Origin of the sequence: Streptomyces sp. PU-14G (genome assembly GCF_041028275.1) — a bacterium.
Classification (GTDB): Bacteria; Actinomycetota; Actinomycetes; order Streptomycetales; family Streptomycetaceae; genus Streptomyces.
The window spans coordinates 1-378 of the sequence record NZ_JASKYT010000789.1 but is presented as its reverse complement, the minus strand read 5'-3'; the positions used below and the strand labels follow the sequence as shown (position 1 = coordinate 378).

1 protein-coding gene is annotated in these 378 nt (G+C 70.1%); it reads right to left on the bottom strand.

The features are described 5' to 3' along the window. Positions 1-135: 135 nt before the first annotated feature. A partial coding sequence (locus AB8Z75_RS35305) for a hypothetical protein (RefSeq protein ID WP_369209249.1) occupies positions 136-378 on the bottom strand: 243 nt, incomplete at its 5' end.

Sequence of the window (378 nt, the reverse complement as noted above, 5' to 3'; positions counted from 1 at the left end):
CTCTACCAGAGTGAGGAGTGCGCGGAGACGGCTGAGTTCGACACCTACCCGTCCGGCTCCTGGACGCCTGAGCTGCCCTACAAGGCTCGTGCGTTCAAGGTGTGGGAGCACTGAGATGCGCACCGCGCGGTGGACTCAGGCGTCGCCGCCGGCGGTGCCCGGGTCGGCCGACGCCACCTCGAGCAGGTCGTAGCGGTCGATCGCCTGCTTGAGGGCGGAGCGGTCCACCTTCCCCTCCCTGGCCAGCTCGGTCAGCACCCCGAGCACGATCGACCGCGCGTCGATGTGGAAGAAGCGCCGGGCAGCGCCACGGGTGTCGGCGAAGCCGAAGCCGTCCGCACCCAGCGACTGGTAGGTGCCGGGCACCCAGCGTGCGAT